The following is a 19,884-nucleotide window of genomic DNA, read 5'->3' as shown; positions in this document are numbered from 1 at the left end:
TTAGCCCACCGCCCCTGCGAGCTTTGCCGCCTCAATCGTCGCAACAAGCTTCGCGAGGTCGGCACGTTCTTCATCACGCAGGTTGACGAGCGGCGGTCGCACGGGTCCACCGTAGCGGCCAACAGCGTCGAGCCCCGCCTTCACAATCGAGACGGCGTATCCGGCTCCGCGATCCCGAATCTCGATGTACGGCAGCACAAACTCGCGCAGGCGACGGTTGACGTCATCGCGGTCTCCCGCCCGCACGGAGCGGTAGAAGTCGAGCGCAAACTCGGGCACGAAGTTAAACATGGCCGAGGAGTACGTGGTCACACCAAGCTCCAGGTAGGGAACCGCGAGCGTCTCGGCGGTGGGCAGACCGCCGATGTAGAGCAGGCGGTCGCCGACGGTGGCGATGATGCGCGAAAGCAGTTCGAGATCGCCCACCCCATCTTTGTAACCGATCACGTTCGGGCACGTCTCGACAATGCGGGCGAGCGTCTGCGGCTGCAGCACCGCGTTGGCGCGACCGTAGACAATGATCGGTAGCGAGGTGCTCGCGGCGACGGCACGCACGTGGTCGACGAGTCCCTCTTGTGCGGTCTCAGTGAGGTATGGAGGAAAGAGCAGGATGCCCTCGGCCCCACTCTCCTCTGCGAGGCGCGCGAGCTGCTGCGCGTTGCGGGTCGAGCCGCCAGCCGGCCCGAGAATGGGCACTCGCCCGTTGGCTCCCTCGATCGCGAGTTTGATGGTCTGTCGCACCTCGTCATGGGTGAGCGAGAAGAACTCACCCGTGCCACCGGCCGCGAAGAGTCCGGCAACCTCGTACCCGGACAACCAGTCGAGGTGCTCGCGATAGCGCGCGGCGTCGAACTCACCCTGCGCATCGAACGTGGTCACTGGAAATGACAGCAACCCACTCCCGAGGCGCTCTGCAAGCTCCTGCATTTTCTGTGTCGACACGGTTGTGCTCCTTTCATGCCGCACCGCGGCAGACCTGCTCCTCTTTAGATACAAGCAGGGCATTTAGTTTGCGTTATAAATATCGTTCTTGCATTAATAAGTTCATGCAGGATCGGCGAAAAGCACCGATCCCGAGCCGTTTCCTAGCGCGTGCGCATCGGCACCCCCAGGGGCACAGAAACGAAGTGCGCGCCCAGCGGCCCGTCTGGGTCTATCGCGATCGAGTCGGCAGGGAAACGATCAACAAACTGCTCCGAGTCATCAGCCGAGACAAAGCCGATCTTCTTGCCGCCCTCAAGTGACAACCAGCTGCGTGTGTTCGCAGACGAACCCCAGACTGTCTGAAACGGCGCTATGTCGTTCTCAAGGCAGGCATCGAGCAGCGCGCGGGCATCGCGGGGGGAAAGCCAAAACGGCAGGCGGGGACCGGTCAGTGGTTCAGGGAAGCAGTGCCCGATCCGAATCACAACACCACGCATCTGCGTGCGCTCGCAGTAGAGGCGCAGCAGATCTTCTCCCGCCGCCTTACTCCAGCCGTAGTAGGTGTCGGGGCGCGCCTCGGCGTCGTCAGCAAGCCCGGCGGGCCCCGCGTCGCTCGGCGTATAGCAGCCGACCGCGTGGTTGCTCGAGGCAAACACAAAGCGCCCGACCCCCTGCGCGGCAGCAGCCTCGAGTAGGTTGCGGGTGCCGCCAATGTTGACACGAAGAATGTCTTCCCAGTAGTCCTCAACGCTCAGGGCCCCAAGGTGCACGACGTCGGTGACCCCCTGCATCGCGGACGCAACCGCCTGCGCGTCAGACACGTCACCGGTCACAACGGCGATGTCGCCGCGATCCGCGAGCCCTTCGATCTCGGGAGCCACCGGATCAAACAGCACGTAACTCCAGCCCTGCCGCTCGGGGCGGTCAAGCAAGATCCTGCCCATCGTTCCCGAGGCTCCGGTTATGAGCACACGTCGCTCCGCAGTCATCTTGATTCCTTTCTCGCGCTAGCGAGTCACCCGGTAGCTCGACACCGTGTGAGCGTCGATGTAGTCGGTATCAATGAGGTTGCCCAGGCCAGGGCGCTCGTGAAGGGTCACGCAGCCATCAGCATCGAGCGGATCGACCTGACCACTCAGGTGCGGTGGTAACCAGTCGTAGTCTGCGTGCGGATGCAGCAGACCACGCTCATAGAACTGCGAGGTGAAGGTCGCTGCGGCAACCGCCAGGCTCGCAGCACCATTTCCGTGTACCTCACAGCTCATGCCAACGCTCTCGGCAAGATGCAGCACCTTCATCGTTGCCGTGAGTCCGCCCGTGTTCTGTGGCCCAGCGCGCAAAATGTCGACGGCACCGAAGCGTACCCAGTCACCGCGAGACAGATTCCGCCCGAGATAATTTCGGGTCCGATGACCGGAATCTCAAGCTGCTCGCTGAGCCAACGGTACGAAGAGATCGAGACCTCGTCCATCGGCTCCTCGAACCAGCGGAAGTCGAGATCCTGAATCGCACGCCCTATCTTGAGAGCGTCGGATCGCGAGTACCAGTGGAAGCCATCAAGCATCAGGTCGATACCGTCACCCACGGCCTCGCGCACGGCAACACACGCCTCGATATCACGCGCCACACTCGGCGCGAAGTCCAGCGGAGGAAACCAGGTGTGCAGTTTGATCGCGCTGTAACCCTGCGCCACGAGAGTCCGCGCATAATCCGCGTACTCCTCGGGGGTCGAGAGGCCACCGGGAGTATCGTCGCCGCACATGGTGCTCGCGTATGCCCGGATCCGGGGCTGCGCACCGCCGAGCAGTCGCCACACGGGTTCACCGCTGCGCTGCCCGATCAGGTCCCACAGCAGTTCATCAACCACGGCGATGCGCCTGTCGGCGAGATCTACCGGGTTGCCGCGCTGCGCGATCACCAGATCGCGCAGCACAGCCTCGACACTCAGCACGGGTTTGCCGATCAGCGCCCCAAAGAGTGGCCCCGCGACCGCATCCTCACGCACGTTTCGCGTCGGCGTCAGCACACGGCCTACGGCCCCATCGCTGTCGCGAATGGTGACGAGCGCCTCCTGCGCGCTGGCCAGAGGCCCGGGGTGCCGGTGCCCCTTTGTGTCGCGAATCGACCTGGTCTCCGTGTCGAAGACCTGAACCTCGATCGCATCAATCACCGCGGTCACTTGCTGGTCTCCTCCAGGTACTTCTGCTGCGCGGTCGTGAGCTTGTCGGCCAGTGTCGTCAAGAACTCCTTCGGCTTCATCTCGCCGAGCAGCACACGCTGCAACTGCGGTTCCATGTCGGTGCGCATGATGGTGCCGTAGTCGGGCAGGTGGGTGGGCGGGGTCAGGATCACGGCATTGTCTCCACTGACCCACTCAGTTGCCGAGCTCACCGACTGCGAATCCTTCAACCAGGCCTCGCCGCGAGCATCGAGGTTCGACGGAATCTGACCGATGACCTTGTTCAGTTCACCGTTGGCTTCGGTGCCCAGCAGAAACTCCATAAACTTCCAGGCTTCCTCCTGGTTCTTCGAGTTCTTGAAAATGCCGAATGATGGGATGGGGTCCGCGACAATCACTCGCTCGCCACTCGCGCTCTCGGGGAGCGGAGCTGCCGCAAACTTGCCAGGGATAGCGGCCTCGTGCTCAGCGAAGGAGCCGAGATTGTGCTGCACCGTAGCAGCGGCACCGGAGTCGAACGCGGCAACCATCTCGGGATATCCGAAGCCCAGGTCGGCCTCAGAGGTGGCCTTTTTGTAGAGCTCGGTGTACTTCGTAAAGGCCTCGACGTTCTTGGGGTCGTCAACGGTCGACACACCCTTATCGTCAAACAGGGTGTCAACACCCGACTCCGCGTACATGGCCTGCAAAAACTGGAAGACACCGCCCGCACCACCGCGCATCGCGAAGCCCTGCTGCCCGGCAGCCGGATCGGTCAGCTTGACGGTGCCAGTGTAGAAATCGTCCCACGAGGTGATGCCGTCAGGGTATCCCGCGTTCTTCCAGAGGTCCGTGCGATACCAGAGGATGCCGTTTGTGAAGGTGTACGGCAGGGCGTAGAGGCCGCCGTCACGGGCATCAGCACGCATGACCTCAACAAGTTCGGGATCGATCTTGCCATCGAGTTCAGAGCCCTTTACTTTGTCATCGAGTTTTACGAGCGCTTCCTGTGCCGTGAGGGGTGCCAGGAAGGTGCCGCTGAGCGACGCGATGTCTGGGCCGCTACCCGAGGCGAGACTCGTCTGAATCTTGTCGAAAGCCGAGTCTGACGGCAGTGTCAGAAACTCAATCGTGACGCCCTTGTTCTCTTTTTCATACTGGTCAATGAGCTTCTCGTACACCTTTGCACGGGTCGGGTTGCCACTGTGATCCCAGAACGTGAGCTTCACCTCGCCACCGCCTTCGCTGGCGTTGCCGCTCGTCGAACAGCCGGTCAGGCCGAGCGCCAGGGCACCCACAGCGGCAACCGCCGCCGTCAAAAACTTCTTCCGCATTGTTTACTCCTTCTCGTTGGTGTGTTTGGTGCATTCCTAGGAATCCGGTGCTCAGGGGTTACCCCTTGACCGCACCCGATCCCAGCCCCTGCACCAAGAACTTTTGAATGATTGCAAAGATGATGATGACCGGAACAGCCGCCACGATCCCGCCGGCCGCCAGCACCCCGAAGTTCACGCCGTACTCACCCATGGTGTAGCTGAGGCCAACCGGAAGGGTAAACAGCTTCTGGTCTGAAATGAACATCAAGCCGAAAAGGAAGTTGTTCCAAGCACCGATGAAGCTGAAGGATCCCACCGCGATCACAGCGGGGCCGAGCAGTGGCAGCACCGACAGACGGAACGCCTTCAACCGACCGCAGCCGTCAATCATCGCCGCCTCCTCAAGCTCGACAGGAATCTTCGAGATGAAGGTCGACATGAAGATGATCGCCAGCGGCAGGTGGAACACGGTGTCGGCAACGGCGAGCCCAAACAGGTTGTTGATGAGTCCCATCGCGTTAAAGATCTGGAAGAGCGGGATCAGCATCATCGCACCCGGGATAAACTGCGTGCACAGCAGCACGAGCATGAACCCCTTGCTGCCCTTGAACTTATAGCGTGCCATTGCGTACCCGGCAGGAAGGGCAAGCAGAAGCGTGGCCGCCGTCGTCAGCACACCCACGATAACGCTGTTCCAGAAGAAGAACTCAAAACCGACGTCTTTCCACACCGTGGTGAAGTTGTCGAAGGTAATGGGGAACGGCAGCCAACTGGTCGAAGCTGGATCGCGGAACGCAAAGAGCAGGATCCAGTAGAACGGCAGCAGCGTGAATAGCGCATAGAGCGTCAACGGCAGAGAGATGCGACCGTGGAAGCTCAGCGAGCGCTTTACGTTCGACTTACCCGCCGTGCGAAGCCCACCCGGCAGCGGGAGCACTTCGGTCTTTGTGGGAGGAGGTGTTGTTAGGGTCATCTCACTTCTCCTCTCTGGAGAACGCGGTGAGTCGCAGGTAAATGATGGAGACCACGAGCAGGATGACGAACGCAAAAACCGTGAGCGCTGAGCCATAGCCGAAGTCGTGCGACACGGTCGCCAGCTTTGCGACGTAGAGCGGAAGGGTTGTTGTCATGTCTGCGGGCCACCGTTGGTCATGGTGTACAGCAGATCAACATTGTTGAACTCCCACACGCCGCGCAGCAGCGTGGTCAGAATGATGGCGTTCTTGAGGTGCGGAAACGTGACGTGCCAGAAGCGCTTCATGCGGCCAGCTCCGTCGACCGCGGCGGCCTCGTAGAGTTCCTTGGGCGCACTCTGCAGCTCTGCGAGCAACATGATGGCGAAGAACGGCACCCCTCGCCAGAGCTCCGCAACCACGAGTGCCGGAAACACGGTGTCGGGGTTGACGAGTACCGCCTGGTTGCCGTCACCGATACCGAACTCGGAGAGCAAACGGAACACACCGGTGGCCGGGTTGTAGACCAAGATCCAGATTGCCGTGGTGAGCACACCTGAGATCGCCCACGGCGAGAACACGATCGCTCGCATGGCCCCGCGGCCCTTGAACGCCTCGTTGACGATCAGCGCGATGCCGAGGCCCAGGATGAGCTGGAAGATGATCTCGACGAACACCCACTGGGCCGAGAACCCGAGGGTCTTCCAGAACAGCGGATCTTCAAAGAGCATGTAGCGGAAGTGCTCGAGCCCGATGAACTTGTCGTTCCAGGGCTCCGTGAGTTTGCGGTAGAACAGGCTGTTCCAGAAGACACTCGCCACAGGAGCCGCTATAAACACCACAATCAGCACAATGACCGGCGACAGCAACAACCACGGCTGCAGAGCACGCTTGCGCTGCGACTGCATACGTCGGCGGTCGTTCTGCTGCAGCTGCGGCGTTATTTCAACTGCTGGGCCACTAGCGGGGTGCCGCTCGGCCTTTGAATTCATCACACTCGTCATCGAGCACCTTGCCTATCGTGAGACCGCCACACAGGTCGTTGTGTCGCGGAGAAGGTTTGGAATGTACGTGGGGCGAACCTTCAGTGGTGCTCGGGGAAGCAACTGAAGACACCCTCAGTTAAGGGGAAAACATTCATTTCGTCAACGCATGTTTTGAGCATATTAATATGCTCAAAAAGTATTAGTTGAGATCGATTACACCGCGGTAGTGGGGAGTTCAATCGCAAGCACACAAGCGGGCGCAGTGTGGTGCAGCGTGGCGATAGGGAGCGTTCCCTTGACTGCAGCATCGAGCGCGGTCGAGGATCCATCGAAAACGTGCACCACGTCTGAGCTCACTGCGGCAACGGCGAACGCTCCGATGCTCGGCAGGAATCCTGAGTAGCGCGGAGTCGCGCCGCGCGCAGGGATCCACCCAATGAGCGCGGGGTGCTCGGGATCCTCCGCGATGTTGTACACCGCAACGCTATCGTGGCCGCGGTTCGACACGATAAGCCGTTCACCGTCGGGCGAGACATCGATGGCCGAGACGGCGTTGTCACCAAAGAAGTCTTGCGGAATCGTAGTCTGCGCGCGGATGGGTTCGAGGCCATCGGCGGTCAGATGCGCCGTGACCAGCGAGGAGTCGAGTTCGCAAGCGATATACACAAACGGGCGGCTCGGGTGCGGCGCGATGTGACGCGGACCGGATCCTGGGCGCAGCACAACCGACGACTCGTGGGTGAGCTGCCCCGGCCCGCTGTAAGAGAACGAGTGCACCGCGTCCTGGGCCCTGTCCGGCACCAAACACCTCGTGCCGCCTGACACAAACACACTCTGGTGCGGCTCCGCTTCACTCTGAAAGACGTGCCTGCGGAGAGCGCCCTCGGCGAGACCACCCGCCGCGGTCCTGCTGCGAACGCCCGCAAAATAGCCGTTTGCCGTGAGCTCGACGCCGATCACCTCACCACCGGTAAAGCAGGCTGCAACAACTGCCTGCTCGCCCGGATCTAGCGCAATGTGTGCCGGGTTCACGCAGTCAATATTGATGGAGTCAACAAGCTCGGCTGACGCCGGACCGTTTGGAATCGAGACAGCGCTCAACCATGTTTGTGCGCTGTGACTCACATACAGCATGCGGTGCTTCTCAGACCACACGAACCAGGTGGGCTGTTCGAGGTCGAGTGTTTTGACGAGGGTCGCTGCGCTGTCCTGCCAGCGGTAAAAGCTGAGGCCCCGGGGTTCCAATTGTGGGCCGTCGCTCGACGGATCGAACCCGCCAACACACAGGGTGGCCGGTGGGGAATCAAGATACGCGGTCATTACTCACTCTTTCGGGTTGTTGCCGGGGTTGTTGCCCGATGAAATCACCACAGTAACGCCAATTTCATGCCCGTGTGAGCCAACTTCTATATGTACAAATACCCGATATGCATCGACAAGTTAACTCTCTTGCAGCACCGAGAGCGCCCTCCACAGCACCGGGTTTTGAGACTCGTTCGACCACACGGCCGAGATGGTGACCTGGGCGGTGCTCGCCATATTCGGTGGCAGCAAAAGATCTCGGTAGGTGACCCCCTCAGTGCGCATCTTCTTTGCCGAGCGCGGCACCAGCGCGATGCCGAACCCCGAGGAAACCATCGAGAGCATCGAAAGGATCTGCGAAACGCTGTAGGCGTAACGCACCCGTCGCTCGGCAAAGATCTGCTCGACCCTGCGATAGAAGTACTCAGAGTCGGGCATCGCATAGCCGATCACAGGATAGGCCGACAATTGGTCGACGCGACAGGCACGCTCGGCCTTTGCGAGCGGATGTCCGTCTGGCAGAGCCACCACGAGGTCTTCGCGAAAGAGCTCGCGCACCCCAAAACTCGGATCCGACGGCACCGTGCGCACAAGGCCGAGATCGATGCTGCCGCGCTCAATCTCAACGAGCTGAGTGCCGCTGACCCTCTCGCGCAGATCGATTGCTGCGTCGGGCAGCGCCGCACTCACCCGCTCAAGCAGCGGACCCAACACGGAAAGCGCCGACGACGCCGTAAAGCCGATGGTGAGCCGTCCAGCTTCGCCGAGCGCAACGCCGCGCACAGCCTCGCGGGAGCGCTCCGTCATTACGAGGATTCTTCTGGCGCGCTCCAAAAAGACGTTGCCCGCCGCGGTCAAGGCTACCCTTCGTTTGGTGCGCTCAAAGAGTTGCACCCCAAGGTCGGCCTCAAGCTTCTGAATCTGCCTGCTCAGCGGGGGCTGCGTCATCTGCAGTTCTTGGGCTGCCCGGCCAAAATGCAGGTGCTCAGCGACGGCGACAAAGCTGCGAAGTTGTTCCAAGTTGAACATGTGGTGACTGTACCAGCAGAGCTGGCCTTTATTTGCCGTACCGTTCGCTAGAGTCTTTTCAAAGTCGCCGTAATCGGGAACGAATGCAAACGAGAGCGCAGGTTTGCATGTTTTTCCGATGTAATTTCATGCAACATTGAGTTCTCGTGAGCAGCTGTGCCTGCAACCAGTGGCAGAACTACAAACGGAGGATCATCGAGGCTCGTATGAGCACGGGTCAGTGTCCCGGGAATCGTGGGGTTGACCCGTGCTCACACAAGAAGGGTTGCCGCAGATCAGTGCGGCAGGCTGGGCTAGTTGATGCCGTCTGGCGTGCCGATGCGGTCGCCGGTCTGCGCGTCAAAGAGGTGCACCTGGGTTGGCGGCACCTCCACAATGACGCGGTCGCCCGCGTGCGCGTGGTCGCGTCCGTCGACTCGCACCACCAAGTCGGTTCGGGATCCCGCCACCTTGGTGCTGCCGTAGAGGTAACCATCGGCGCCCAGTTCTTCAACAAGCTCGACGTCAATCGCGAGCCCATGGGCCGAGTCTCCCGCAACCACAAGGTCTTCCGGGCGAATCCCCACCGTGACACGCGAACCAGAGATCTGATCCCGCACCTCGGCCGCAAGCGGCAGCACATCGCTGCCGAGCACAAGGCCCTCGGCATTAATCTCAGCCTCAAACAGGTTCATTGCCGGGCTGCCAATGAAGCCCGCAACGAACACGTTTCGGGGGCGATCCAGCAGCTCGCGCGGAGTGCCCACCTGCTGCAGCACACCAAACTTCATGACGGCAATGCGGTCGCCCATAGTGAGCGCCTCCGTCTGATCGTGGGTCACGTAGACGGTGGTAACCCCAAGCTCCCGTTGCAACGAAGCAATGCGTGTGCGCGTCTGCACACGCAGTTTTGCATCGAGGTTCGAGAGGGGCTCGTCCATGAGAAACACTCGCGGCGCACGAACAATTGCACGCCCCATCGCAACGCGCTGTCGCTGACCGCCCGAGAGCGCCTTGGGCTTCCTGTCGAGATACTCGGTCAGGTCGAGCTGCTCGGCGGCATCCTGAACTCGGCGTCGCCGCTCCTCTTTGCTGACTCCCGCGATCTTCAGAGCAAAACCCATGTTCTCGGCAACCGTCATGTGTGGGTACAGCGCGTAGTTCTGAAACACCATCGCGATGTCGCGGTCCTTCGGCGAGACGTGCGTCATGGCTTCGCCGCCAATGAGGATGTCACCCGAGGTCACATCCTCAAGGCCTGCAAGCATACGCAGGGCCGTAGATTTACCACAGCCAGACGGGCCGACCAGCACCAAAAACTCACCGTCTTCGATGTGGAGATCGAGACCCGACACCGCGGGCTTCTCTGTTCCCGGATACTGCAGAGTTACATTGTCGTAAATAACACTCGCCATCGAGCTTCCCTTCGTTCCACCGGCAGGTACGTGCCGGACGATCCGTTGTGTGAGCGAAAAAGAGGTACCCGGGTCTCGCGTGTGCGGCCGCGACCTCTTTGGGAGGCTAGCAGTATTATGCGCTGCTTAATATTAAAAAGTAGGTCTCATGCTCAAGCCGCATGAGACGATCCACGCACAACAAGACGCGGCGTGACGAGCACCTCACCCACGCGCCCCTCCGCACTCGCGAGCAGGGCCTCTGCCGCGGCCGAGCCGATCCTGCGATTATCAGGGTCAACGCTGGTCAGCGAGATACGCGGGATCGCCGCGAGCATCGTGTCGTCGTAGCCCGTCACAAGGCAGTCGCCGGGCACCGAAACGCCGGCGGCTTCAAGAGCAGAGATAACTCCGATCGCAGTGAGATCGTTCATCGCGATGATGGCCTGCGGCAGGCGGCCCTGCGTGAGCAACTCGGCCACGGCCCTGCGCGCATCGGCCTCGGTGAAGTCTGCCCGTTCAACCCGCGCGTTGTCACCGAACCCGTGCCGTGCGGCAGCGGCACGAAAGGCCGCCTCGCGCGAAGCCGAGACCCTACTGCCGTCACCGCCGATGAACGCGATTTGTTCGACCCCCTGCTCCGCCAGGTGTGCAACGACAAGGTCGAGGCCAGTGTTGTCGTCGCTGCGCACGACGGCCACCACGTCTTTGGTTGTGTCCATGGCACTCGCGACGACCGTCGGAATTGTTGCGGTCAGATCAGCGAGTTCGGCGAAACCGCGGATCGTGCCTACTGCAATGAGTCCAGACGGGCGCAGATCCCGCAGGATAGCAATATTGTCGCGATCCAGCACCGCGGATCCATCGTCGTCGTCGACCTGCGCGCTCACAATGAGCGTGCGCTGCCCAGCTTCAACCAGGCGGGCTTTTGCAGCGCTGACAATTTCGGCAAACAGTGGGTTGTGCAGGTTTGCGACGAGGATCGCCACCACGTCTCGACGCCCCGCCGATAAAGATTGTGCGACGAGGTTTGGGCGATACCCAAGAAGCTCAGCCGCGTGCAGCACTCGCTTGCGACGCTCTTCGCTGACGTTCTCGCCGCCGTTAAACACAAGCGAAACGAGCGACTTCGACACCCCGGCTTCACGCGCCACGTCACGAATCGTTGGGGGTTTTGAGGGGTTACTGTGCTCTGTCATCGCCCTCCTTGCGTCCCATTCATCCTACGGCGTTCGAAGTTTGACACGGATCACCCGGTATACAACTCCGGCCCCAAGCACAATCACTCCACCGGCTACGGACTGCAGCGGGAGGGTCGCTACGAGAAGCAAACACCCAATCGCCCCGACTATCTGGAGCGGGCGAGGAAACCTGCGGTGCTCAGGCTGTTGCCGGTAGGCCGCAATGTTGGCAATGAGGTAGTACAGCAGCACCCCAAACGAGGAGAAGCCGATCGCCCCGCGGAGGTCGGTAACGAGGATCAGGGCGGAGACAATCGCGGCAAGGGCGAGTTCCGCGCGGTGGGGCACCCTGTAGCGCGAATGCACTGCCGCAAACCACCGCGGAAGATCGTCGTTGCGCGCCATCGCTAGACCGGTTCGGCTTACTCCGGCGATCAATGCCAACAGGGCACCAAGCGCCGCAGCCGAGGCACCGATACGAACGATCGGCCCAGTCCACTCCCAGCCGCTTTGACCGGCGGCTTCAGCAAGAGGCGCGGTCGACTCAGCCAAACGCTCCGGCCCAAGAGCGCCAAGCACCACCACGGCAAGCACCGCATAGATCACAAACGCGAGTCCGAGAGAAAGAGCTATTGCGCGCGGAATAGTTCGCTCTGGCGAACGCACTTCTTCGCCCATTGTGGCAATTCGGGCGTACCCAGCAAAAGCGAAGAACAGCAGACCGGCCGACTGGAGCACCGCGTACCACGCAGGTTGACCGTCGCCTCCCCCTCCGCCCAGCAAGTCGGCAGCACCCGTGCCACCCGAAGCGGACGCAGCAACAACCACGAGCGCAAGCACCAATAGGACAACCACAACGATCACCTTGGCGACGGTGGCGGTTCTCGTCACACCGAAGTAGTTAATGCCGGTAAGCAGCAGGACGGCAGCGATTGCGACGGGTTTCTCCCACCCCGAGGGCGCGACATACGCTGCGAAGGTAAGACTCATGGCTGCGCAACTCGCGGTTTTGCCCACGACAAACGACCACCCCGCAACAAAACCGGGCCACTCCCCGAGTTGTTCCCGGCCATACGTGTATGCGCCACCCGACACGGGGTACTGCGCTGCGAGTTGCGCCGAAGAAGTCGCGTTCAGGTACGCCACACAACCCGCAATCAGCAAACCAATCAGCAGACCGGATCCCGCTATGGCGGCGGTCGGCGCGAACACCGCAAACACTCCCGCACCGATCATCGAAGCCAACCCAATCGCGATCGCATCGGCCAAACCCAGTTTGCGCGCAAGAGGGATCGTGTTGTTCATCGGTGTTGCTCCACGCTGAAATCATAATGCGATAGCAACGTGCGCTGCACCGACAGCTCTAGAACCGATCGCCCAGGCTACCGGCCTTCTCAGCTACGCAGCGAACGCAGCCTCGAACGCATCAAGCGCCGCCTCGGGATCGCCACTCGCCCACGCCTCCAGGCCAACAACACCCTCATACCCGAGATCCCGCAGCGCACGCGCAACCCCCTCGTAGCGAATCTCGCCGGTGCCCGGCTCGCAGCGCCCCGGCACATCTGCCAGCTGGACCTCACCGATCCACGGCAGTGCCTCGCGCACCAGCTCGATGAGGTTCCCCTCCCCAATTTGGGCGTGATATAGGTCGAGGTTCAGTCGCAGATTCGAGTGGTCAACCCCGCGTACGAGCGCGAGTGTGTCGGCAGCCTTGGAGAAGGGAACTCCGGGGTGATCCACGGCGAGGTTCAGGTTTTCGAGCACAAAGGTGCGCCCGGCTTCGGCCCCCAACTCAGCGATCTCACGCAGGGTGTCGGCGGCGTGGAGCCAGTCGGATCCGCTCACCGTTTCACGTGGCACAACCGGCAGGCCGCCCTCGCCGAGACCCGTGCCGTGCAGATTGAGGCGCGGCGCGTCAAGCACATCGGCCGCCCGCAGTGACTCGCGGGCTGTCGAAACCAGCTCAGCTCGACCCTCGCGGCTCGTCAGGTCACCGCGCAGGTAGCCGGTCATCGAAGAGAACTCAGCTCCCGTTGCGGCGAGCGCGGCGAGGTCTTTTGTGCTCCAGTCCCAGATCTCGACGAGCAGCCCGCGATCCCGAATCCGCTGCACGCGCTCAACAAACGGCAGATCGAGAAAGATCATTTCGGCGCATGCCGCGAGCTGGTAGCTCACGCTAGGCCCCGAGATCCACTGCGACGGCGACACCCTCGGTTGCCGAGCGCTGCGCGGCGTCGGCGAGGATCAGAGCCGCCCGGCCGTCTTCGAAGGTGGGGCTGGTCGATGCCTCACCGCGCACGAGCTTGATGAACTCATCGAGCTCTGCGGAGTACGCCTCGGCGTAGCGCTCCAAGAAGAACTCGCCGTAGGCGGGCTTCGCCTCAACGGCGTCTGCGGTCGAGAGGCTGACGAGACTGGTCGGGGCATTCGCCACCTGCAGCATGCCGCGGCCGCCGAATGCTTCGATGCGCTGGTCGTAGCCGATCGCGCTGTGGCGGGAATTGATGATCGTGACGACCGCACCCGAGGAGGCTCGCAGCGTGGTGACCGCCGTGTCGAAGTCGCCGTGCTCGCGCACACCGGGATCGAAGGCGCGGGTGCCGGTTGCCTGCACCTCGACGATGCCGTCGACAAAGAAGCGGGCCATGTCGAAGTCGTGGATCGTCATGTCGCGGAAGATGCCGCCCGAAACCTTGACGTAATCGGCCGGGGGCGCCGCGGGGTCGCGGCTGATGATGATGAGTTGTTCAAGATCGCCGATCTCGCCCGCGGCGACGCGGGCACGGGCGCTTTGAAAGTCAGGATCAAAGCGCCGGTTGAATCCGAGGGCGACCGGGATCCCCGATTCCACGATAAGCGGACGCAGTGCGTCGACGCGGGCAATATCGAGGTCGATTGGCTTCTCGCAGAGCACGGGAAGCCCTGCGCGCACCGAGGCCTCAATGAGGTCGACGTGTGTGGGGGTTGGTGAGGCGATCAGTACGGCATCGAGTTCGCCCCTTGCGCCAGCAGCGATGAGTTCATCTGCGTTTGCGGTGGCGGTGGCGCCGAAGCGCTCAGCGACCGCGTTTGCGCCGTCGATGAAGGGATCGGCCACCCAGGCGAGCGTCGCGTCGGGTGAAGCGGCGATGCTGGCTGCGTGCACCTGGCCGATGCGGCCGGTTCCGATGAGTCCAAAGCGGACAGGTGTGTGCGTCATTGCGGTTCCTTACTGGGTTAGGGCTCGGTGCTTTCGGTTGGTGCACGAGTCGACACGATCGGCCGGCTGAATGCCCCATTGCCCTAACGCTTCGATACAAGGTTTTAAGTTTGATAGGACAATAGGTCTATTGTATGGCCCTTGCGGCAATATATTGCGCATCTGCACACCCAGCTTCGGCCTCGCTGGTGCCGCGCGAGTCAGATGCGGCACTGCAAACGACAGCGGCCCCGGTGCATTCATCGGGGCCACTGCCACTTCACGCGATCCAACCTAGTAGTGTGTCGCTCCTAATATTCGTTGTGTTTGCTGGAATCTTTGAGGTGCACGGGTGATACTGTAACGGCCCGTAAGGACCGAGGAGTGATGCCCAGACCGAAGTCTCGTCCGGTGGCGTTGAGTTCCGCAGAGCGGGAACTACTTACGCAGATCCTTCGCACTGGCGCTCATCCTGTGCAACACGTGAGGCGTGCCCGCATTCTCCTCGAACTCAATGAGAACGCCCCGGACGTGATGGTCCGGTCCCATTGCAGGCTGTTGTGGCTGAAGGGCCTTTACCCCGAAGTGTGGACACGCTGATGCCGGGTTTTCCGGCAGAAAGCGAGACCATAGAACCATGCCCAAACAATTCTCCGAGGACTTCAAACGGCAAGCCGTTGACCTCTACGAAACCACCGAAGGAGCGACCCTCGACTCGATCGCGAGTGATCTCGGCATCGGCAAGTCAACACTGTCGCTGTGGCTGCAGAAGTACCGCACCACGCCGCCCCCAAACCGTGACAGCCGCGCTGCTACCGACTTAGTAGAGACGGGTGAGGTGGCTGCGCTCCTTGCCGAGAACCGCGCCCTGAAAAACGAGAAAGCCAAGCTTGAGACCGAGCGCGATATTCTCCGCCAGGCAGCCAAATATTTCGCGGGAGAGATGAACTGGTGAGCCGCTTCCAGTTCATTGACGACCACCGTGACACCATCCCGGTGAAGTGGCTATGCCGAGTCCTCGACGTTGCTCGCTCCTCGTATTATGCGTGGGTGGAAGCTGCCCCGAAACGGGCCGCCCGCACGCAAGCCGACGAAGCGCTTGCTGCGCGAGTGAGACGTGCGCAAGACCGTGAGGCTGGCGGGGATCCCGCCTACGGGGTACCCCGGGTGACCGCGGACTTAAACGACGGGGCACCCGAGAACGAACGGGTGAATCACAAGCGCGTCGCGCGAGTGATGCGCGAGCACGGGCTTTCAGGGATCAGGCTCTTGCGTCGGGTGAAGACCACGGTCCCTGACCCCAATGATCAGAAGGTCGCTGATCTGGTGCAGCGTGACTTCACCGCTGACACGCCAGGCACCCGCTATGTCGGCGATATCACGTACCTGCCCATCGTGGGTGGGAAGAACTGGTACCTCGCGACGGTGATCGATCTGTGTTCGAGAAAGCTGGCCGGGTGGGCGCTTGCCGACCACATGCGTACCGAACTCGTCAGTGATGCACTGACCGCAGCCAGAGCCGCGCGTGGCTCACTTGACGGAACCATTTTTCACTCAGATCACGGCAGCGTCTATACCTCGAAAGCGTACGCGCAGTTGTGTACAGAGCTGGGGGTGACGCAGTCAATGGGGGCTGTCGGTTCCTCAGCGGATAACGCGCTCGCTGAGTCGTTCAACGCGGCGCTCAAGCGTGAAGTCCTGCACGGACGGGCAGCGTTTCGGGACGAGCATGAATGTCGCCGTGAGGTGTTCAGGTGGGTGAACCGGTACAACACGAAGCGCCGCCACTCCTACCTCGGGCAAGTCGCGCCTGACGCGTTTGAATCAGCTATGCTTGCTGCTGCAGCGTAGCCATAACCCCGTGTCCACTATCCGGGGTAAAGGTCCGAACGTGCAGGAGTGAACATCGATACCGTGGTCAAGGTGTCACAAGCATACGCCGATTGTGGAGGTGAGGCCTTTGACACCATCACTCGCAAAAGAGACTCACTCCGCTCACGGAACCCAAGGTGACCGGTGAGGTAGAAGCGCGCGTGATTCACGCTTGCCTGCAGCACCCCGCCCGAGGGGTTCGAGCGATGGAGTCAACGGCTACTCGAAAAACATGTCGCGCTCATCGATACAATCCCTGACCTCAATCACGCAACCATCGGACTATGTCGGGTTTGCTCGGTTGAGAACCCTGGGCGAGTGTCACCAACGGGGTCTTCAATGCGTGGAACTCGACGTGCTCGATTACCACTGGGATATCGCGGCGAGATTTTAGCGCGATATCGAACGATTTACTGCCGACCACGGTGTCAAGATTGCGCTTGGGTTGCACCCACAGAACCTCGTCTTTAACTCGGCAGTCGTGCACAAGCTGGTCGAGTTGACCGGAGCCACCCACCTCGGGGTCGAGCTCGACGCCTCGCACCTGTTCTGGCGGCAGATGGATCTGGTGGCCGCCGTTAGGCACCTCGGTGAACTCGTGTTTCACGCCGCCGCAAAAGACGTGCGCATCAACGCAGAAACCGCGACGATCAACGGTGTCCTCGACAATAGCTTCCGCAGGATCCCCTCCGACGAACCTCGGTGACGCCGAGTGGGCGAACGAGTGACCAAAGCCGTCAGCCTGGGATTTCGTGGCACTCGGCAAGGGGCACGACACCGCGTTCTGGACGGAATTCTTGCGGGCCTTGCGCAATGTCGACCCGAACATGTGGGTCAACATCGAACACGAAGACGCCTCACTCGGCCGCATCGAAGGGCTTGAAGCGGCTGCCAGGGCTCTGCGCGAGGCATACGCGACACTGCAGGGTCGGGTTCCGCGGATGGGACCGCCAATAAACCACCAATAAACCTACGGACACCAGCCCTGGGCAGCGGTCTTGATGTTTCGTGCCCTAAACACATTGTTGGCAAGCGCGCTTCTTTACCCCCGCAAATCCGGGTGACCACCAGGGACAACTTAGTGCGGCGGAGTTGCTTTGGAGCAAGCCTGAAGCTCCAGTACGGTTACGCCCCCGACGTCGCTCTGCACTACTTGAAAATTGCAAATTCATGAGACCGTGCTATGCGCAATAAATTTGCCAATGAAGACGAAGAAAAGAATACAGGCGCTGGTGTGAAGCATTCCAATAATGAGTGCAGCCCAAGACAACCCAACCCCACGTCGACCATATACATAGTTCTGTCGGAGCGAAATAAATCCAAAGACGAGCCCTCCAATTCCGAAGAACAAGAAAGAGAGTATGAATGCAACGATAGACATTCGGTTGATTCGCGCACGAGATGCCCGAGGCGCCAGGGCGGGTGCAGGGTAAGGGTTCGTCATTGCGTAGCCAACCATCCCTTCCAACTAGTTTGATCATGCGGGTAAGGATCAATCAACGGAACACCCGGCAAATTGTACCCCGCTTCCTTAACGCCTTCACGAACGAATGTTGACATATTGCCATCGGTGTTGGCCAAGTAATAGAAGTACGCACCAGCAACTAAGTATGCGCGATTTACGCTTTCCTTATCAGCAAAACCCCCGTTGGCACCTAACAGCCAGTTGAGATCTCCTGCAACGGCGGAACGGACAGTGTCGCTGGTGAACTCATCCGTTGTACCAGCAAACAAGTGTTGAACGTACGTGGCATGGCCTTCAATGAATGCTGGCCTCGCGTTGCCCCCACTGAAGAGTTCACTCTCCCCAATTGTGGCGCGCTGTACCGAGTGAGTGAACTCATGCACAAGAACTTCGGCCACATCCGCTTCATCCATTGGCGACAGGGCTACGAGGGTGCACTGGTAGAGCTAATGCCCTCAAAATGTGTGCGTGCAGTGGGCATCATCACAGCCCGGGATTCGATAGACGACCCCTTGAGGCCATCGCTTTGTACTGGCTTGCATCGCTTGTGACAATCGTAACTAATCCGGGAATCTGGTCTACGAACAGCTCGGGGCTAGCGTATCTAATACAAACGTGGCGGCTCGCTCAGCCGCTGCACTACGTGCGTCAATATACTCACGATCCGAAGCCGCACCGAACGCAACCGCATGTTCAGTACGAGCCGCATACACTCCATCAGGGGAGTCCCACGGCATTGGAATAACCGGCTCTATCGACTGAATCAACCTTCCCCTGCCGTACCCGCCTTCTCCCTCTGTATATTCCCCCAAATTCACAACGTACTCGAATCCATGGAGCATGGACGTGCCACCGTTAATTTCATCACCAGTGGCATCATCAAGCTCGAAACCGAGGTCGAAACTAAACATCATGCTCACGCGCCTTTCGTCATGGTCTTCATCCGCATAACCCCCGCCCGTGACTACACCCGTTTTCCACCCGATCTTTTTAGTTTCATCCCAGAGGCGGGCCAGCTGCTCGACCCCTTCTTTCTCACCGGCTGCAATGAATGCTTCCCGATCACCAGATTGCATGGCTACATTCATCGCGTCTACATCGCTGGGGAATGACGCGTTGAGTTTTTCCTCTTCGTCCGCAAGTTCTGCCATGCGCGTATCCCAGATGGTATTCACTACGCTTGATCCGGCCGAAATGATAACCACCATTGCCGCCGCTAATGCAACAAGCCCGATCACGGCTCGCCTTGGCACAATTCCCTTCGGCGTAGGTGCGAGCGCAGGTGCTGTCTCGGCCGCGGGAACGGGCACAGAAACTGGCACATTTGCTGTCGCTGCAACGTGTGCAGTCCAGGCGCTCCCGTCCCAGTATCGCAATTGCCCCGACGATCCAGGATCTGGATACCAGCCAGGCGAGACAGCATTCACTCTAGGTCTCCTTGCAACTCACAGTGGTTTTCGGGGTGAAAAATCGGCACACCGAAACCTCAAACTGCTTACACAGGGGTTAACAGTACGTGCCTTGAGTATTCAAGCATAGCTCCCCCATGGCAAATGAGTTTAATTAGACCGGGGTTCTCAATGCCCAGGTGCTGCGCGAGGCTGACGCGGCGCTGCAGCGCAGGGATCCGTGGGCGGCCCCGCGCCCGCAGCTACAGGCTAGGCCATAAACGCCTGACTGATCGCGTAGCTGTCTTCGTGCATGTGGTAGCGAACCAGCTGCCCGTCGCGCACGGTGAAGTGAATCGCAAACGGGTTGTCGAAGCTCTTGCCCGTTGCGACAACACGGAATCGGGAGTAACCAGCCACAACAGCCTCGTCGCCATCAACGATGGTGGCGTCGACAACAAACTCTTCCGGCTCAGTGAGCCCGCCTCGTATCAGCAGGGTGAAGAAATCTGTCACTTCTGACTTCGTGCAGCGGGCACCCGTCCACGGCACATTGGGGGCTCCGGGAACATTGAAATCTACCGTGTCAGCGAAGAGGCTTACGACCCCCTCGAGGTTTCCCGAGCCAAAGGCAGCAAAGAAGGCATCTACGGTTTCGCGTGTGGTGGTCATTAGTTCTACTTTCATTTCATTTCCAACTGAACAGTTGGAGTTTAGATCGAGTTAGAATAAATTGCAACTGTTCAGTTGGAAATTGTG

The 19,884-nt window shown here is 60.4% G+C and carries 19 protein-coding genes and 2 pseudogenes; 2 read left to right on the top strand and 19 right to left on the bottom strand.

Annotated elements, in window-relative coordinates:
* The 15 genes from kdgD to iolG all read right to left on the bottom strand — a co-directional run bounded on the left by kdgD (position 1) and on the right by iolG (position 14,421).
* Positions 1–942 (bottom strand): 5-dehydro-4-deoxyglucarate dehydratase, encoded by a 942-nt coding sequence (kdgD, locus tag G7066_RS00810; protein ID WP_425280744.1) that lies wholly within the window; start codon positions 940–942, stop codon positions 1–3.
* A gap of 143 nt (positions 943–1,085) precedes the next feature.
* Positions 1,086–1,913, bottom strand: coding sequence for an NAD-dependent epimerase/dehydratase family protein (locus G7066_RS00805; protein ID WP_166328322.1), 828 nt, complete (start codon positions 1,911–1,913; stop codon positions 1,086–1,088).
* A gap of 18 nt (positions 1,914–1,931) precedes the next feature.
* The gene (locus G7066_RS16735; RefSeq protein ID WP_205881481.1) at positions 1,932–2,264 is read right to left on the bottom strand and encodes an enolase C-terminal domain-like protein; all 333 of its coding nucleotides are present in this window, start codon (positions 2,262–2,264) and stop codon (positions 1,932–1,934) included.
* Entirely contained in the window at positions 2,219–3,103 is an 885-nt protein-coding gene (locus G7066_RS16730) for an enolase C-terminal domain-like protein (protein WP_205881480.1), read from the bottom strand. Before G7066_RS16730 ends, G7066_RS16735 begins: the two co-directional genes overlap by 46 nt.
* Positions 3,100–4,416, bottom strand: a complete 1,317-nt coding sequence (locus G7066_RS00795; RefSeq protein WP_166328320.1) for an ABC transporter substrate-binding protein — start codon at positions 4,414–4,416, stop codon at positions 3,100–3,102. The genes G7066_RS16730 and G7066_RS00795 overlap by 4 nt, the downstream gene beginning before the upstream one ends.
* A gap of 58 nt (positions 4,417–4,474) precedes the next feature.
* Positions 4,475–5,371: a carbohydrate ABC transporter permease gene (locus G7066_RS00790; protein ID WP_166328318.1), complete on the bottom strand. Its 897-nt coding sequence runs from the start codon at positions 5,369–5,371 to the stop codon at positions 4,475–4,477.
* Position 5,372: 1 nt separating this feature from the next.
* The gene (locus G7066_RS15430; RefSeq protein WP_244303113.1) at positions 5,373–5,528 is read right to left on the bottom strand and encodes a hypothetical protein; all 156 of its coding nucleotides are present in this window, start codon (positions 5,526–5,528) and stop codon (positions 5,373–5,375) included.
* Entirely contained in the window at positions 5,525–6,355 is an 831-nt protein-coding gene (locus G7066_RS00785; RefSeq protein WP_244303111.1) for a carbohydrate ABC transporter permease, read from the bottom strand. Before G7066_RS00785 ends, G7066_RS15430 begins: the two co-directional genes overlap by 4 nt.
* A gap of 195 nt (positions 6,356–6,550) precedes the next feature.
* The gene (locus tag G7066_RS00780) at positions 6,551–7,657 is read right to left on the bottom strand and encodes a lactonase family protein (protein WP_166328316.1); all 1,107 of its coding nucleotides are present in this window, start codon (positions 7,655–7,657) and stop codon (positions 6,551–6,553) included.
* Between the two features lie 120 nt (positions 7,658–7,777).
* Positions 7,778–8,668, bottom strand: coding sequence for a LysR family transcriptional regulator (locus tag G7066_RS00775; protein ID WP_166328314.1), 891 nt, complete (start codon positions 8,666–8,668; stop codon positions 7,778–7,780).
* A 293-nt stretch (positions 8,669–8,961) separates the two neighbouring features.
* Entirely contained in the window at positions 8,962–10,062 is a 1,101-nt protein-coding gene (locus G7066_RS00770; RefSeq protein WP_166328312.1) for an ABC transporter ATP-binding protein, read from the bottom strand.
* Between the two features lie 152 nt (positions 10,063–10,214).
* The gene (locus G7066_RS00765) at positions 10,215–11,240 is read right to left on the bottom strand and encodes a LacI family DNA-binding transcriptional regulator (RefSeq protein WP_166328310.1); all 1,026 of its coding nucleotides are present in this window, start codon (positions 11,238–11,240) and stop codon (positions 10,215–10,217) included.
* Between the two features lie 24 nt (positions 11,241–11,264).
* Positions 11,265–12,527: an APC family permease gene (locus tag G7066_RS00760; RefSeq protein ID WP_166328308.1), complete on the bottom strand. Its 1,263-nt coding sequence runs from the start codon at positions 12,525–12,527 to the stop codon at positions 11,265–11,267.
* 93 nt (positions 12,528–12,620) lie between these two features.
* The gene (locus G7066_RS00755) at positions 12,621–13,367 is read right to left on the bottom strand and encodes a TIM barrel protein (protein ID WP_205881555.1); all 747 of its coding nucleotides are present in this window, start codon (positions 13,365–13,367) and stop codon (positions 12,621–12,623) included.
* Between the two features lie 31 nt (positions 13,368–13,398).
* A complete protein-coding gene (gene iolG, locus G7066_RS00750; RefSeq protein WP_166328304.1) occupies positions 13,399–14,421 on the bottom strand; it encodes an inositol 2-dehydrogenase in 1,023 nt (340 codons plus the stop codon).
* A 616-nt stretch (positions 14,422–15,037) separates the two neighbouring features.
* Here iolG and G7066_RS00745 point away from each other — a divergent pair.
* A protein-coding gene (locus G7066_RS00745; protein WP_166328302.1) for an IS3 family transposase occupies positions 15,038–16,251 on the top strand; the annotation gives its coding sequence in 2 pieces (ribosomal slippage) (positions 15,038–15,335 and positions 15,335–16,251; 1,215 coding nt in all).
* A 302-nt stretch (positions 16,252–16,553) separates the two neighbouring features.
* Positions 16,554–17,240: pseudogene (locus G7066_RS00740) on the top strand (sugar phosphate isomerase/epimerase family protein); the annotation flags it as partial.
* Between the two features lie 472 nt (positions 17,241–17,712).
* Here the strand turns inward: G7066_RS00740 and G7066_RS00735 are convergent.
* The 4 genes and pseudogenes from G7066_RS00735 to G7066_RS00725 form a co-directional block, all read right to left on the bottom strand.
* Positions 17,713–18,150, bottom strand: coding sequence for a hypothetical protein (locus G7066_RS00735; RefSeq protein ID WP_166328300.1), 438 nt, complete (start codon positions 18,148–18,150; stop codon positions 17,713–17,715).
* 165 nt (positions 18,151–18,315) lie between these two features.
* Positions 18,316–18,975 (bottom strand): hypothetical protein, encoded by a 660-nt coding sequence (locus G7066_RS00730; protein ID WP_244303437.1) that lies wholly within the window; start codon positions 18,973–18,975, stop codon positions 18,316–18,318.
* Positions 18,976–19,065: 90 nt separating this feature from the next.
* Positions 19,066–19,164: pseudogene (locus G7066_RS15425) on the bottom strand (DUF2510 domain-containing protein); the annotation flags it as partial.
* 231 nt (positions 19,165–19,395) lie between these two features.
* Positions 19,396–19,797 carry a nuclear transport factor 2 family protein gene (locus tag G7066_RS00725; RefSeq protein ID WP_166328296.1) on the bottom strand — a complete coding sequence of 134 codons (402 nt, stop codon included), beginning with the start codon at positions 19,795–19,797 and terminating at the stop codon, positions 19,396–19,398.
* Positions 19,798–19,884 lie beyond the last annotated feature (87 nt).

The sequence above is a fragment of the Leucobacter coleopterorum genome (genome assembly GCF_011382985.1).
GTDB classification, from domain to species: Bacteria; Actinomycetota; Actinomycetes; order Actinomycetales; family Microbacteriaceae; genus Leucobacter; species Leucobacter coleopterorum.
This window is presented reverse-complemented; position numbering and strand designations above follow the sequence as displayed.

Bases quoted from the DNA above. Each gene is read 5' to 3' on its own strand.
- G7066_RS00805 (WP_166328322.1), bottom strand. From the start codon at position 1,913: ATGACTGCGGAGCGACGTGTGCTCATAACCGGAGCCTCGGGAACGATG.
- G7066_RS00795 (WP_166328320.1), bottom strand. From the start codon at position 4,416: ATGCGGAAGAAGTTTTTGACGGCGGCGGTTGCCGCTGTGGGTGCCCTG.
- G7066_RS00790 (WP_166328318.1), bottom strand. From the start codon at position 5,371: ATGACCCTAACAACACCTCCTCCCACAAAGACCGAAGTGCTCCCGCTG.
- G7066_RS15430 (WP_244303113.1), bottom strand. From the start codon at position 5,528: ATGACAACAACCCTTCCGCTCTACGTCGCAAAGCTGGCGACCGTGTCG.
- G7066_RS00785 (WP_244303111.1), bottom strand. From the start codon at position 6,355: ATGACGAGTGTGATGAATTCAAAGGCCGAGCGGCACCCCGCTAGTGGC.
- G7066_RS00780 (WP_166328316.1), bottom strand. From the start codon at position 7,657: ATGACCGCGTATCTTGATTCCCCACCGGCCACCCTGTGTGTTGGCGGG.
- G7066_RS00775 (WP_166328314.1), bottom strand. From the start codon at position 8,668: ATGTTCAACTTGGAACAACTTCGCAGCTTTGTCGCCGTCGCTGAGCAC.
- G7066_RS00770 (WP_166328312.1), bottom strand. From the start codon at position 10,062: ATGGCGAGTGTTATTTACGACAATGTAACTCTGCAGTATCCGGGAACA.
- G7066_RS00765 (WP_166328310.1), bottom strand. From the start codon at position 11,240: ATGACAGAGCACAGTAACCCCTCAAAACCCCCAACGATTCGTGACGTG.
- G7066_RS00760 (WP_166328308.1), bottom strand. From the start codon at position 12,527: ATGAACAACACGATCCCTCTTGCGCGCAAACTGGGTTTGGCCGATGCG.
- G7066_RS00755 (WP_205881555.1), bottom strand. From the start codon at position 13,367: ATGATCTTTCTCGATCTGCCGTTTGTTGAGCGCGTGCAGCGGATTCGG.
- iolG (WP_166328304.1), bottom strand. From the start codon at position 14,421: ATGACGCACACACCTGTCCGCTTTGGACTCATCGGAACCGGCCGCATC.
- G7066_RS00735 (WP_166328300.1), bottom strand. From the start codon at position 18,150: ATGGATGAAGCGGATGTGGCCGAAGTTCTTGTGCATGAGTTCACTCAC.
- G7066_RS00725 (WP_166328296.1), bottom strand. From the start codon at position 19,797: ATGACCACCACACGCGAAACCGTAGATGCCTTCTTTGCTGCCTTTGGC.